The sequence below is a fragment of the Streptomyces sp. BBFR102 genome, from assembly GCF_051397025.1.
GTDB lineage: Bacteria > Actinomycetota > Actinomycetes > Streptomycetales > Streptomycetaceae > Streptomyces.
The window spans coordinates 5,810,695-5,824,240 of record NZ_CP195757.1 but is presented as its reverse complement, the minus strand read 5'-3'; the positions used below and the strand labels follow the sequence as shown (position 1 = coordinate 5,824,240).

Below are 13,546 nucleotides of genomic sequence, written 5' to 3'. Positions count from 1 at the left end.
CTTATCGGCCCGTCCCCGCCGGCGTGGGCGGTTCAGAACCGGTCCGGCCCGCGCAGGACCGCCTCAGCGCCTCCGTCGACGTACAGCACCTGGCCGGTGACGTGGGTGTTCTCCACGCTGGTCAGCCAGCGCAGGGCCTGTGCGATCACCTCCGGCTCGGCGTGGCCGTTCAGCGGCATGGGCACGGCCTGCTCGACGATCCTGCGCTGCTCCTTCGTCACCGCGACCGCGGCGTGCATCGGGGTGAGCACGACGCCGGGCCCGACGGCGTTCAGCGGGATGCCCGCGCCGGCCCACTCCTCGGTGACGGCGGTCCGGCGCAGCCAACGCGCCAGCGCCGCCTTGGAGGCCGGGTAGAGGGCGCCTCCCCCGCCCTGCCCGGCGAGGGTGGCCGCCGTGGCGAGCGCGGCCGGCTCGTCACCGCTGAGACAGGCCCCGACGACCTCGGGAGCCACGGCCTTCGTCCCGACGACGGAGCCGACGAAGGCGGCACGCGGCGCCCTGGCGCGCGCCAGGGCCGGCCTGAGGCCCTGGAGCAGTTCGGTGACGCCGAAGTAGTTGACCGCGATCGTCACCGGCACCCGCGCCGACACGCCCGCGCAGGCGGTCACGGCGTCGAGGACTCCCCCGGAGCGTTCGAGGACGGCGCGGACGGCTTCCTGCCGCCCGGCCGGGGTGCCGAGGTCGGCGCGGACCTCGGCGTCCCGCAGGTCGACGCCGATCACGTCGTCGCCCTGCGCCCGGAGCAGGCCGCAGAGCGCCTTGCCGATGCCCGAGGCCGCTCCGGTGACGGCGATCCGACGGCGCGCGGATGAGCTGCTGGTCATGGGTGCGTTCGCCTTCCGTCGTGGGGCGCGCGCCGCTTCACGGCGCACCTCCCCGTCCTGACGTACGCCCGCTCACCGGGCGCCGTGGTGCGGTCCCCGGCGGGGTCAGATGTGGGAGCCGCCGTCGGCGCGGAGCTCCGCGCCCGTGAGGTAGCCGGCGTCCGGGGAGGCCGCGAAGGCGATGACGCCCGCGATCTGCTCCGGGTCCGCCGCGCCGAACGGCGCGCGGATGCGCTGGTAGTAGCTGGTGTCGAGATCCTCGGGCAGCAGGCCGGGCCGGGCGGTCAGGGGCGTGGCGACGGTGCCGGGTGAGACCGGGACGACCCGGATGCGGCGGTGGGCCACCTCGGCCGCCAGGGACAGGGAGAACGCCAGCACCGCTCCCTTGGAGGCGGCGTAGGCGCTCATGTACGGGTTGCCGTGGGTCGCGGAGGAGGAGGCCACGTTGACGACGGCACCCGTGCCGTCGGGCAGGTGGCTCAGCGCCTCGCGGCAGAACAGGGCCGTGCCGACGACGTTGACGTCGAACAGGTGCCGCAGGTCGTCGGCGGTCAACCGGGCGATGGGTGTGGTGCGGTGCACGCCCGCGACGTTGACCAGGACGTCGATGCCGCCCAGTTCCCGGACGGCGCACTCCACCGCGTTCACGACCGCGCACTCGTCCGCCACGTCGGCCACATGGGTGCGGATCGTCCCGGCCCCCGGGGCGAGGAGGCCGGCCGTCTCGTGCAGACCGGTCTGCGAGAGGTCGACGCAGAAGACGGCCGCCCCCTCCGCGGCGAGCCGGAGCGCGGTGGCACGGCCGATGCCGGAGGCGGCACCGGTGAGCAGGACGCGGGTGCCCTGGAAGCGGTTCGTCACGGCGCCTCACACGGTTCCCGGGGGCACGGCGGCCCGCCGGAACCGGGAGCGGGGGGAACCGGCGCCAGGACGCGGCGCCGCGGAGCCCCGGCGGGGGACGGGGCGGGCACACTGACCGGGACCGCCGGGCCGGGCGGGGTCATCCGGCCGTCCCGGCCTTCCCCGGCGGCAGGAACGCCGCGAGCGGTTGCGAGCCCGACCAGTCGTGGCCCCAGTAGCTGTCGGCGGTGATCTCCTCGGCGGTGTAGTGGCTCTCGTCGACGAGGAGCCCGTCGGTGCCGTACTCCAGGTCCCAGCCGCCGGGGGCGCGCACGTAGAAGGAGACCATCTTGTCGTTGGTGTGGCGGCCCAGGGTGGAGGAGAGCGGGAAGCCCTGGCGGTTGACGTTGTCCAGGGCGCGGCCCACCGCGTCCAGGGTGTCGACCTCGACCATGAGGTGCACCAGGCCGGGCGCCTCGCCGTGCGGTGCCGGGCACAGGGCCAGGCTGTGGTGGCGCTGGTTGACGCCGAGGAAGCGCACCCGGCGCGGCGGGGTGTCCGGAGCCTGGCCGCTCAGCTTGACCGCGCCGCGCGGCAGGAAGCCGAGGACCTCGGTGTAGAAGGCGACGGTCTCCTCCATGCGAGTGGTGGGCAGGACGACGTGGCCCATGCCCTGGGCGCCGGTGACGAAGCGCTGGCCGAGACCGGTGAGGACGGGGCTGTGGTCGAGGACGGGGCCGAAGAACACCTCGACGCGCATGCCCGCGGGGTCCTGGAAGGCGATGGCCCGCTCCACGGCCAGGTCGCCGGCTTCCTGCCAGGTGAGTTCCTCGACCGGAACGCCGGCGGCCTCGACGGCGCGGGCGACCTCGGCCAGCGCGAACTGGTCGCGGACCTCCCAGCCGATGGCTTCGGCCCGGTCGGTCTCGCCGGGCAGGACGACGAGCCGGGCCCGGCGCTCGTCCATCCTCAGGTAGAGGGCGTCCGGGTCGGGCCCGGCCCCCTCGGCGAACCCCAGGGCGCCGACGGCCAGTTCGCGCCAGCGGGCGACGTCCTTGGTCCTGACCCGGAGATGGCCGAGTCCGCGGATGTGCGTCATGTTCCTCCTGCCGTCCTTCCTGCCTGTGGTGGTCGTGCCGGGGTCAGATCATCGAGCGCATCGGGCCCTGGGGCGGCTCGACGCCGATGTCGGTCAGCGCGGCGGCGTGGAAGACCGCTCCGGTGACGTGGATGGCGTGGGAGAGACCGGTGTGGGCGTCGCGCCAGAACCGCTGGATGGGGTTGGTCATCCGCATGGCGTTGCCGCCGGAGCGGGCCACGACCTCGTCGAGCGCGCGGACGGCGCGCCAGGCGGCACGGGCCTGGACGCGGCGGCCGACGGCCCGCCGCTCGAAGCCGACCCTCTCGCCCGCCGCGACCATGTCGTACAGACTGCTCACGTTGTCGAGCAGGGCTGCGCGGGAGGCGGCTATCTCGGCGGCGGCCTCGCTGACCGCGTACAGGACGTACGGGTCGTCGCGGACGGCGGTGCCGGTGATCTGGACGCGGTCGCGCTGGTGGGCGAGGTGATGGGCGAGGCCGCCCTCGCAGATGCCGATGACGGCGGAGGTGATGCCGAGCGGGAAGGCCGCGGAGAACGGCAGCCGGTACGTCGGGTTGGTCAGGCCCCTCTCCTCGGCGAGGCTGCCGTCGACGACCTTGTTGTAGTCGATGACGCGGTGGCCCGGCACGAAGGCGTCCCTGACGACGATGTCCTTGCTGCCGGTGCCGCGCAGGCCGACCACGTCCCAGGAGTCGGCCACGATCTCGTAGTCGCAGCGCGGCAGGATCACGTGGACGGAGCGCGGCGGGTTCAGCCGTTCGCCCTTCTCGTCGGCGAGGAAGGCGCCGAGGAAGATCCAGTCGCAGTGGTCGGTGCCCGAGGAGAACTGCCAGTGCCCGTCGAAGACGTAGCCGCCGTCGACGGGGCGCAGCAGGCCCATCGGGGCGTAGGGGGAGGCGATCCAGGTGTTCTGGTCCTCGCCCCAGACCTCCTCCTGCACCCGTGGGTCGGCCATCGCCATCTCCCACGGGTGGACGCCGACGACGCCCGCGACCCAGCCGGTCGAACCGTCGCAGGAGGCGATCTTCATGACGGTCTCGGCGAAGTCGCGGGGATGCAGCTCCAGTCCGCCGTACTTCTTCGGCTGGAGCATCCGGATGGCTCCGGTCTCCCGCAGCACCTTGGCCGCCTGGTCGTCCAGTCGGCCGAGCGACTCGTTCGCGGTTCCCAGGTCGCGGATCTCCTCCGCGCGTTCGACGACGGCGTCGAGTACGGAATGGGCCATGGCTGCTCTCACTTCCCCGCGGGCGTCTGCCCGGTCGTTTCGTCTGCCCCCGCGGCGCGTTCCGCGAGTCCGGCGGCGATCTCGATGAGCTGGTCCTCCTGGCCGCCGACGAGCTTGCGGCGTCCGGCCTCCAGGAGGAGTTCGGTGCCCGACACCCCGTACCTGGCGGCCTGCCGGCCGGCGTGGGCGAGGAAGCTGGAGTACACGCCCGCGTACCCCATGGTCAGCGACATCCGGTCGAGCAGGCGGTCGCCGCCCATGACGGGCAGGACGACGTCCTCGGCGGCGTCGATGATCTTCGGGGTGTCGATGCCGGTCCGGATGCCGAGCTTGTCGGCGACGGCCACGAACGCCTCGACCGGGGTGTTGCCCGCCCCGGCGCCGAAGCGGCGGGTGGAGCCGTCGATCTGCAGAGCGCCGGCCCGTACGGCGTAGACCGAGTTGGCGACGCCGAGGCCCAGGTTCTCGTGGCCGTGGAAGCCCACCTGGGCGTCGTCGCCGAGTTCGGCGACGAGCGCGGCGACGCGGTCGCCGACGCCTTCGAGGACGAGCGCGCCGGCGGAGTCCACGACGTACACGCACTGGCAGCCGGCGTCCGCCATGATCCGGGCCTGCCGGGCGAGGGACTCGGGCGGGGTGCTGTGCGCCATCATCAGGAAGCCGACGGTCTCCAGGCCCAGTTCGCGGGCGAGGCCGAAGTGCTGGACGGAGATGTCGGCCTCGGTGCAGTGGGTGGCGATGCGGCAGATGGCGGCGCCGTTGCCGGCGGCTTCGCGGATGTCGTCCTGGATGCCGAGTCCGGGCAGCATCAGGAAGGCGATCCTCGCCTGCCGGGCGGTCTTCACCGCCTCCTTGATGAGTTCCTGCTCCGGAGTGTGGCTGAAGCCGTAGTTGAAGGAGGAACCGCCCAGGCCGTCGCCGTGGGCCACTTCGATGACCGGGACCCCGGCGTCGTCGAGGGCGGAGACGATCCCGCGTACGTCGTCCACGGTGAACTGGTGCTGTTTGGCGTGCGAGCCGTCCCGCAGCGAGGAGTCGGTGACGCGGATGTCGAGATCGGCGCTGAAGGGCATGAGGGTGACTCCTTGGTGGTCAGGAAGCGGTGCGCCGGGCGATGATCCGCTGGGCGAAGCCCTCGCCGACCTTGGTGGCGGCGGCGGTCATGATGTCGAGGTTCCCGGAGTAGGGCGGCAGGAAGTCCCCCGCGCCCTCCACCTCCAGGAAGATCGCGACCCGGGCGAGGCCGCCGCTGACGGTGTCCGGATCGTCGAACTGCGGCTCGGCGCGCAGCCGGTAGCCGGGCACGTACGTGGCGACCTGGCGCGCCATCGCGTGGACGGACGCGGTGATCGCCGCGCGATCGGCGTCGGCGGGGACGGCGCAGAAGACGGTGTCCTGCATCAGCATGGGCGGTTCGGCCGGGTTGAGGATGATGATGGCCTTGCCGCGGGCGGCGCCGCCGATGGTCTCGATGCCGCGGCTGGTGGTGAGGGTGAACTCGTCGATGTTGGCGCGGGTGCCGGGGCCGGCGGACGGCGAGGCGACGCTGGCGACGATCTCCGCGTAGGAGACCTCGGTGATCCGTGAGACGGCGTGGACCATGGGGATGGTGGCCTGGCCGCCGCAGGTGATCAGGCTGACGTTGGGGGCGTCCAGGTGCTCGCCGAGGTTGACGGCGGGCACGACGGCGGGCCCCAGGGCGGCCGGGGTGAGGTCGATGGCCTGGATGCCGCGTTCGGCGTAACGGGGGGCGTTCACCTTGTGCACGTGGGCGGAGGTCGCCTCGAAGACCAGGTCGGGCCGGTCGTCCTGGGCGAGGAGCGCGTCCGCTCCCCCGTCGCTCACCGTCAGCCCCTCCTCGGCGGCGCGCTTGAGGCCGGGGCTCTGCGGATCGATGCCGGTCATCCACCGTGGCTCGATCGTCTCGGAGCGGAGCAGCTTGTACATCAGGTCGGTGCCGATGTTTCCGGAACCGACGATCGCGGCGGTCGCCTTGGTCACAGTTCGAACCTCATCCGGGTCGGGAGCGCGGGCGCGTACGGGGCGCGGGTCGTGTCCCCAACGTGTCAGCGCGGTGGCCCGGCCGCCCGGGTCCTCCCGCTCAGCGGGAGTCCGGCCGCGGGCCGGGCGCCTCATCCGTCGTAGGTGATCCTGACGCGCTCGGTGAGCGGGAGCGCCTGGCAGGCCAGGACGTAGCCGTCGGCGACGTCCTGCTCGTCGAGCACCTCGTTGTCCTCCATGGCCACCTCGCCCTCGACGAGCAGGCAGGCGCAGGCGCTGCAACTGCCCTCCCGGCAGGAGTACGGCGCGTCCAGGCCGGCGGCGAGGAGCGCGTCGAGGAGCTTGCTCCTCGACGGCCAGCCCACGGTCCGCGTGACGCCGTCGAGTTCCACCTCGACCTCGCCGGCCGGGCCGGAGTCCCGCACGGGTGCCGCGTGCGCGGTGAACGGGTCGCCCGCCAGGGAGGTGAACCGCTCGACACGTACCCGCTCCGCCGGGGCGCCCAGTGCGGTGAGGGTCTCGGTGGCGAGCTCCATGAAGGGGCCGGGGCCGCAGATGAACGTCCGGCGGTCGGCGTACGGCCGGACCAGGGCGCGGAGCGCGGGTCCGGTGGGCAGGCCCTGTACCGACTCCAGCCAGTGCAGCACCGTCAGCCGGTCCGCGAACTCCCTGGCGAGTGCGGCGAGTTCGTCGCGGAAGATCACCGAGTGCTCGTCGCGGTTGGCGTAGAGGAGGGTGACGGACCCGGCGCCGGCGTGCAGAGCGGACTTGAGGATCGACATCACCGGGGTGACGCCGCTGCCCGCCGCCAGGAGGAGGAAGTCCTCGTCGAGGGTGTCGGGGGTGAAGGTGCCCGCGGGCCGCAGCACTTCGAGCGTGTCGCCCTCCACGACGTGGTCGCAGATCCAGTTGGACCCGTAGCCGTTCGCCGTGCGCTTCACGGTGATCTTCAGCTTCTCGTCGCGCAGCGGGGAGCTGCACAGCGAATAGCAGCGGGCGGCTCCCCCCGCGCGTTCGGAGGGCACCCGGACGGTCAGGAACTGACCGGGCCGGTAACGGAAGCGTCCCTCCGGCGCGTCGACCGGTTCGAGGACCAGCGAGTGCGCGTCGGGCGTCTCGCGGACCACCTCGACCACACGGACCGTGAGAGGGGTGTCTGACCCCATGGTTGCTCTGCCTTTCCTTGCCCGGAGCAGGTCAGGCGCCGCCGGAGGCCGCCCGGCCCGGCGTCTCGCCGTCGCGGCCGGCGCGGTGTGCGCCCGCGTGCCGGGCGGCGATGTAGCCGAAGACCATGGACGGGCCGATGGTGGCGCCGGGACCGGCGTACTCGTTGGCCATCACGGACGCGGAGGTGTTGCCGGTCGCGTACAGCCCCTTGATGGGACCGCCGTCCTCCCGCAGCACCCTGCTGTGCTCGTCGCAGACCAGGCCGCCCTTGGTGCCGAGGTCGCCGACGTCGATGCGTACGGCGTAGTAGGGCGCCTTGTCGACGGTGTCGAGGTTGGGGTTGGGCAGCGTGGGGTCGCCGTAGTAGCGGTCGTAGGCGCTGTCGCCGCGTCCGAAGTCGGTGTCCTCGCCGGTACGCGCGAATTCGTTGAACCGCGCGACGGTGGCGGTGAGTTCCTCTTCCGGGACATCGATGGCGCGGGCCAGTCCGGCGATGGTGCCGGCCTTGTGGACGAGGCCGGCGTCGTAGAACCCGCGGGGGAACGGCATCCCGGGGAGGACCTGGGCGAACGGGTAGCGGGCGCGGGCCTTGGCGTCCATCACGAACCAGGCGGGGACGTGCTTGCCGTCCAGCTGGTCGTGGACGAAGTTCGTGTACGGCGAGGACTCGTTGGTGAACCGCCTGCCGGTGGCGGAGACGATCAGCGACGGCGGGATGCACCGTTCGGAGACGAGGGGGATCGTGACGCCCTTGGGGTGGCGCACCGACGGCATCCACCAGGCGTCGTCCATGAAGTCCGTGGCCGCGCCGAGCGCGAGTCCGGCGAGGATGCCGTCGCCGACGTTCTCCTGCGCGCCGGCGCTGTAGTTCTCCTTGCCGCCCTCGGGCAGGTACGTGTCGCGCATCTTCTGGTTGTGGTCGAAGCCGCCGGCGGCGAGCAGAACGCCGTCGCGGGCGCGGATGCGCAGGGTCCTGCCGTCGCGTTCGGCGACGATGCCGGTGACCCGGCCGGTGTCATCGGTGACGAGGGAGGTCATCGGGGTGCGCAGCCACAGGGGGATGCCGGCGTCCTTGAGTACCATGCGCATCCGGGCGACCAGGGCGCGTCCGCCGGTGGACATGTGGCGGCGGCGGATCACGTTGGTGGAGACCCGCCAGGCGGCGATCACGGAGGCCCAGCGTCCGCGCCAGGTCCGTTTGACCATGGCCAGGTCGTGGTAGTCCTTGCCGGTGACCCACAGCCCGAGGGGGCCCTTGAGGCTGTTGGGCCGCTGGTACCGCTCGTCCTCGCCGAGTTTGCGGGTGTCGAAGGGGACCGCCTCGACGGACCGGCCCATGGGGCGGCCGCCCTCGTACTCGGGGTGGTAGTCGGAGTAGCCCTTGGTCCAGAAGAAGCGCATCCACTTGCTGCGGCACAGCAGCTCCATGGTGGCGGGGCCGTGGTCGACGTAGGCGTCGAGGCGGGCGCCCGGCACGCGGCCCTCGGTGAGCAGGTCGAGGTAGCGGCGGACGGACTCTCGGCTGTCGTCGTGGCCCCGGGCGCGCAGGACGGGGTTGTTCGGAATCCAGATGCCGCCGCCGGAGATGCCCGTGGTGCCGCCGTACATGGCGCCCTTCTCGACCACGACGGTGGACAGCCCGGCGTCGGCGGCGGCCACCGCGGCGGTCATGCCGCCGCCTCCGCTGCCGACCACGACGAAGTCGAACTCGTGGTCCCAGACGGGGGCCGGTGTGCCGGTCATGCGGACTCCTCGCGGGTCAGGAAGGCCAGGACGACGCTCTCCCAGGCCGCCTTCTGCTCGATCATCACCCAGTGACCGCAGTCGGGGAACACGTGCAGTTCGGCGTCGGGGATGGTGCGCATCGGCACGATGGACATGTCGAGGGGGCTGACACGGTCGTCGCGGCCCCAGGTGATCAGTGTCTTCGGCTTCAGCCGGTGCAGCATCGCCCAGTACGGGGCCTGGTCGGAGGCGGCCGCGGCGGCGCGCGCGGCGGACGCTTCGCTGCCGTACATCGCGCGGGCGTTGGCCAGGGCGTCCGGGTCGTTCGCCAACTGCCAGCGTTCCTCGATGAGTTCCTCGGTGACCAGGCCCTGGTCGTACACCATGGAACGCAGCCAGCGGATCAGGCCCTCGCGGGTGGGGTGGTCGGTGAACTCCGTCAGCAGCCGGATGCCCTCGCCGGGGCCGGGGCTGAACACGTTGCGGCCGATGCCGCCGATCGTGACGAGCCGGCGGACCCGCTCGGGACGGCCGAGCGCGTACCGGGCGCCGACGATGCCGCCCATGGAGTTGCCGATGAGGTCGACCTGGTCCAGGCCGAGGGCGTCGAGGAAGCGGCCGAGGGCGTCCGGGGCGGTGGCCATGGGATGCCCGCCGACGGGGTCGCTGACGCCGAACCCGGGCAGCTCCAGGACCAGGCAGCGGAAGTGCTCGGCGAAGGCGGCGAGGTTGCCGCGGTAGTTGCGCCAGCCGGTGACGCCGGGACCCGAACCGTGCAGCAGCACCAGGGGTGGCCCGCTGCCGGCTTCGTGATAGCGCAGCACTCCCTGCTCGGTCCTGAGCTCGCGCGAGGTGGACTCGTGGCTCAACTCCGTCATCTTCCCTGCCTCCACGTCCCTGTGGTGCCGTCCTCGTGCAACGCCGGGAACGTACCCAGCGGCCGGCGGGCCGCGCCGTGACGGTCCCGGTCAGCGGGACGCCCGGGGCGCGGCGGCGGGTGCGCGGCGAGGGCGGGGGTGGCGGCGTACAGGGTTCCACTCATCGGGAACACCGTTCACCGCCGGGCCGCGCGCCCCTACGGTCGGGGCTCCGCCCGTCCACGCGGCACGTCACCGTGCCGGTCCCGTCGAGGTGAACTTGATGACGACTGAGTCCCTGACCGCATCCGGCGCGTACCCGGGCGCCGCTCCCACGGCGTCGGAGATGCGCCGGGCCATGGGAGCGTTCGCGACGGGTGTCACCGTCGTCACCGGGCTGGACGCGGGCCGGGAACCGGTCGGCTTCGTGTGCCAGTCCTTCGCCTCCGTCTCGCTCGAACCGCCCCTCGTCCTCTTCTGCGCCGACCACCGGGGGCGGGCCTGGCCGAGGATGCGGGAGTCGGGGCGGTTCTGCGTCAACGTGCTGGCCGAGGACCAGGACGACCTCTGCGCCCGTTTCGGTTCGAGCCGGGGCAGGAAGTACGAGGAGCTCGACTGGGACCTCTCGTCCTGGGGGACGCCCGCGCTGAGAGGGGTCCTCATGCGAGCCCACGCCGAGGTGTACGGCGTGCACGCGGCCGGCGACCACGACGTGGTGGTCGGCAGGGTGCTCGAACTGCAGACGCCGCCGCAGCGGCGGCCGATGCTCTTCCACCGCGGTCACTTCGGTGTGGAGGAGCGACCGGCCGCCCCCGCCGCGGCGGACCCTTTCCCCTGGGGCTGGGGAGACCACTGGGGGTGAGGGGGCGAAGGCCGGGCGGGGTGTCCCCCGTCGGGCCGGCCCGGCCGGGTTACAGCCAGTCGCCGTTCTGGCCCGCTACGAGCAGCCGGTCCATGGTCCGCGCGGACCAGTTCTGCTCCTGGGGGGCGACGGCCTGGGCGTGGGCCCGGCCGGGGTTCTCCAGGCAGGGGAACAGCTCCAGCGAGATCCTGCGGGCGGCGTCGGCCACGAGGGGCGCGACCTTCTCCAGCGGGGTCCGCGCCTCACCGGCCAGGGAGAGCGCGGCCACCGGGCCTTCGGGGCCCCGGACGGCCGACGCGACGCAGGCGATGCCGGGGACGTACTCGCCGTACTCGAAGGCCAGCCCCCGGCGCTGCCGGACGCGGTTGAGTTCCTGGTGCAGCGTCGGCAGGTCGGCGATCGTGCGGTGGGTCGCCCGGCCGATCCTCTCGCCCAGCCGGGAGTCGACCTCCTCCGGTGCGAGCCAGGCCAGCATCGCCTTGCCCAGCGCCGTCGCGTGGGCCGGGACCCGGCCGCCGACCCACGAGGGGATGGACGCGGCGAGCCGGCCGCCCGCCTTGTCGAGGTAGTGCACCTGGCCCTCGTCGAGGACGGCCAGGTGGACGACGAGCCCGGTGCGCATCTGAAGGTCGTGTATCCGGCCCGCGGCGGCCGCGCGGATCTCGGCATGGGTGCCGTCGTCACCGCCGAACCCGAGCGCCCGGCGGCCGAGGCCGTAGCCGAAGGGAGTGTGCTCCAGCCAGCGCAGCCGCACCAGTTGTTCCAGTATCCGGTGGGCGGTCGAGCGCGGCAGGCAGGTGCGGCGCACCACGTCCTCCAGCGACAGGCGGGTGGTGCGTCCCGTGAAGACGTCCATGATCAGCGTCACCCGCTCGACCATCGACGGCGGCAGCTCCTTGCGAGCGGGCGCTTCCACGGCAGGCGCGTCATCGACAACCGTCATGGGAGCCCTTCTTCCAGAATCGAACTGAAATGAATTCTGCTTTCGGAAGCTAGCAGCGCGCCCGAACCGGCGGAAGAGTCGTGCACGAGATTCCCTTCCCCGGCCGGGCGCGTCCCTTTCGCCCTTCCCGATCAGCGGGACCGCCCCTGCCCGACGTGCGCTCCTGCGTTACGAATCGCCTGTACAGCGCCTAGCGCCGACGCAGGAGGAGACCGCATGCGGATCGGAATCACGTCACCCGTGGTGGTGCAGTTGCCGGGGGTCGCCTCGCCCTGGGAGGCCGACGCCGGTGTCGACGAGCTGGGCCGGATCGCGAGGACCGCCGACCGCCTCGGGTTTCACCACCTCACGTGCAGCGAGCACGTGGCCGTTCCGCTCGACATCGCCCGCGAACGCGGCGGAACCTACTGGGACCCTCTCGTCACCCTCGGCCACCTCGCCGCACTGACCAGCCGCATCCGGCTGGTGACCCAGGTCCTCGTGCTGGGCTATCACCACCCGCTCCAGATCGCGAAGCGCTACGGCACACTGGACCGCGTCAGCGGTGGCCGCGTGACCCTCGGGCTGGGGGTCGGCACCCTCGCCGAGGAGTTCGACCTGCTCGGTGCCGGGTTCGCCGGCCGGGGGGCCCGTGCCGACGACGCGTTGCGGGCGCTAAGGGCCTCGCTGTCCCGGCGGGTCCCGCGGTTCCGCGGCGAGCACTACGCCTTCGAGGACTTCGTCGTCGAACCGCACGCCGTCCAGGAGCACGTCCCCCTGTGGGTCGGCGGCCGGACCCCGCGCTCGCTGCGCCGGGCCGTCTCGCTCGGAGACGGCTGGGTGCCGTTCGGACTCGCCCCCGAACGGCTGCGCGAGATGCTGGCCGGGGCCGATCTGCCGGAGGGTTTCGAGGTCGTCCTCGCCCCCGGCCGCCCCCTGGACCCGGGCGGGGCGCCCGAGGACACGGTCACCGCCCTGACCCGGCTGCGGGACGCCGGCGCCACCCTGCTGTCCGCCTCGCTCTCCGCACGGTCCGCGGACCACTACTGCGAACAGCTCGAAGCCCTGCACAGCCTGGCCCTCCCCCTCTGACACTCCCGATCCGACCGGCAGGAGCGACCGTTGAACGACACCGAACAGGCTCTGGCGGACACCCGCAGAGCGCTCGCCGACCACCAGGAGGCCCTGGCCCGCCTGGAGGGGCGGCTGTCCCGGCTGGAGGACGAGGCCTCCGTCACCTCCCTGGTCCTGTCCTACGGCCCGCTGGTCGACAGCGGTCAGGCCGAGGCGGTGGCCGGTCTGTGGGAGGAGGACGGCGTCTACGACGTCGACGAGCTGCTGATGTCCGGGCGCGCGGAGATCGAGGCGATGGTCCGCTCGTCCGCCCATCGGCGGTGGATCGCCCAGGGCTGCGCCCACGTCGTGGGCGCCCCCCGGGTGCGGGTGCACGGGGACGAGGCCGTCGCCGTCTGCTACTCCACCATGATCGTCCACGATGCGGAGACGGGCGCCTTCACCCTGCGCCGCGCCACCGCCAACCACTGGCGGCTGCGCCGGGGGCCCGGCGGCTGGCGGGTGACCGTGCGCACGAACCGGGTCCTGGACGGGCGCGCCGAGTCGCCCGAACTGCTCGCCTCCGGCGTGCCCGGCGACGGCCGGGTGCCGGAGGTGTGACGGGGCCACGCCCCGGGGCACCGGCCGGGCTCGCCCCGGTTCCCGGCATCCGGGGCGTGCCGCCGCCTTCGCCCGGACCGGCCGGGTGCGGGGCGACCGGTGCGGCGGGCATCGGCGGCTTCGTCCACTGCCGTGGGGGTCGCGGTCCCGTCCGGTCCCGGACGCCCACCCGCGTACACCCGGCGCAGCCGCTCCTTCGGGCGGCGGGACGGGCGCGGCGACTACCGGTGGCGGGCGGAGGGGCGTGGCCGCCGCCCCGGCGCAAGCACCTGTCCGAAGCCGGCCGGGGCGCGCTGCTCCCGCCGCCCGAGCGGAGGAGTGCCGGCGGTCGGCCGCCGCGTCCC

At 73.1% G+C, this 13,546-nt stretch carries 13 protein-coding genes; 3 read left to right on the top strand and 10 right to left on the bottom strand.

Translation table 11 applies throughout. The features are described from left to right. Nucleotides 1–32: 32 nt before the first annotated feature. The 9 genes from ACSLIC_RS25850 to ACSLIC_RS25810 form a co-directional block, all read right to left on the bottom strand. Nucleotides 33–827 carry an SDR family oxidoreductase gene (locus ACSLIC_RS25850; protein ID WP_436740103.1) on the bottom strand — a complete coding sequence of 265 codons (795 nt, stop codon included), beginning with the start codon at nt 825–827 and terminating at the stop codon, nt 33–35. A gap of 105 nt (nt 828–932) precedes the next feature. Continuing rightward, nucleotides 933–1,688 carry an SDR family NAD(P)-dependent oxidoreductase gene (locus tag ACSLIC_RS25845; RefSeq protein WP_436740102.1) on the bottom strand — a complete coding sequence of 252 codons (756 nt, stop codon included), beginning with the start codon at nt 1,686–1,688 and terminating at the stop codon, nt 933–935. 139 nt (nt 1,689–1,827) lie between these two features. Beyond that, nucleotides 1,828–2,766, bottom strand: coding sequence for a VOC family protein (locus ACSLIC_RS25840; RefSeq protein WP_436740101.1), 939 nt, complete (start codon nt 2,764–2,766; stop codon nt 1,828–1,830). Between the two features lie 43 nt (nt 2,767–2,809). Continuing rightward, a complete protein-coding gene (locus tag ACSLIC_RS25835) occupies nt 2,810–3,994 on the bottom strand; it encodes an acyl-CoA dehydrogenase family protein (RefSeq protein WP_436740100.1) in 1,185 nt (394 codons plus the stop codon). Between the two features lie 8 nt (nt 3,995–4,002). Further along, nucleotides 4,003–5,067: a 4-hydroxy-2-oxovalerate aldolase gene (gene dmpG, locus ACSLIC_RS25830; RefSeq protein WP_436740099.1), complete on the bottom strand. Its 1,065-nt coding sequence runs from the start codon at nt 5,065–5,067 to the stop codon at nt 4,003–4,005. A gap of 19 nt (nt 5,068–5,086) precedes the next feature. Beyond that, nucleotides 5,087–5,995, bottom strand: coding sequence for an acetaldehyde dehydrogenase (acetylating) (locus tag ACSLIC_RS25825; protein ID WP_436740098.1), 909 nt, complete (start codon nt 5,993–5,995; stop codon nt 5,087–5,089). A gap of 131 nt (nt 5,996–6,126) precedes the next feature. Next, the gene (locus ACSLIC_RS25820; RefSeq protein ID WP_436740097.1) at nt 6,127–7,161 is read right to left on the bottom strand and encodes a 2Fe-2S iron-sulfur cluster-binding protein; all 1,035 of its coding nucleotides are present in this window, start codon (nt 7,159–7,161) and stop codon (nt 6,127–6,129) included. Nucleotides 7,162–7,192: 31 nt separating this feature from the next. Further along, nucleotides 7,193–8,905 carry an FAD-binding protein gene (locus tag ACSLIC_RS25815; protein WP_436740096.1) on the bottom strand — a complete coding sequence of 571 codons (1,713 nt, stop codon included), beginning with the start codon at nt 8,903–8,905 and terminating at the stop codon, nt 7,193–7,195. Beyond that, nucleotides 8,902–9,765, bottom strand: coding sequence for an alpha/beta fold hydrolase (locus tag ACSLIC_RS25810; RefSeq protein WP_436740095.1), 864 nt, complete (start codon nt 9,763–9,765; stop codon nt 8,902–8,904). The genes ACSLIC_RS25815 and ACSLIC_RS25810 overlap by 4 nt, the downstream gene beginning before the upstream one ends. A gap of 262 nt (nt 9,766–10,027) precedes the next feature. Here ACSLIC_RS25810 and ACSLIC_RS25805 point away from each other — a divergent pair, with 262 nt between their 5' ends. Then, complete coding sequence (locus ACSLIC_RS25805) at nt 10,028–10,606, top strand: flavin reductase family protein (protein ID WP_436740094.1); 579 nt, start codon at nt 10,028–10,030, stop codon at nt 10,604–10,606. 49 nt (nt 10,607–10,655) lie between these two features. Here the strand turns inward: ACSLIC_RS25805 and ACSLIC_RS25800 are convergent, their stop codons facing one another. Continuing rightward, nucleotides 10,656–11,549, bottom strand: a complete 894-nt coding sequence (locus ACSLIC_RS25800) for an IclR family transcriptional regulator (protein WP_436740093.1) — start codon at nt 11,547–11,549, stop codon at nt 10,656–10,658. Between the two features lie 216 nt (nt 11,550–11,765). Here ACSLIC_RS25800 and ACSLIC_RS25795 point away from each other — a divergent pair, with 216 nt between their 5' ends. Together ACSLIC_RS25795 and ACSLIC_RS25790 are read left to right on the top strand one after the other, a co-directional pair. Continuing rightward, nucleotides 11,766–12,620, top strand: coding sequence for an LLM class F420-dependent oxidoreductase (locus ACSLIC_RS25795; RefSeq protein ID WP_436740092.1), 855 nt, complete (start codon nt 11,766–11,768; stop codon nt 12,618–12,620). A 30-nt stretch (nt 12,621–12,650) separates the two neighbouring features. Then, the gene (locus tag ACSLIC_RS25790) at nt 12,651–13,202 is read left to right on the top strand and encodes a nuclear transport factor 2 family protein (protein WP_436740091.1); all 552 of its coding nucleotides are present in this window, start codon (nt 12,651–12,653) and stop codon (nt 13,200–13,202) included. Nucleotides 13,203–13,546: the final 344 nt, after the last annotated feature.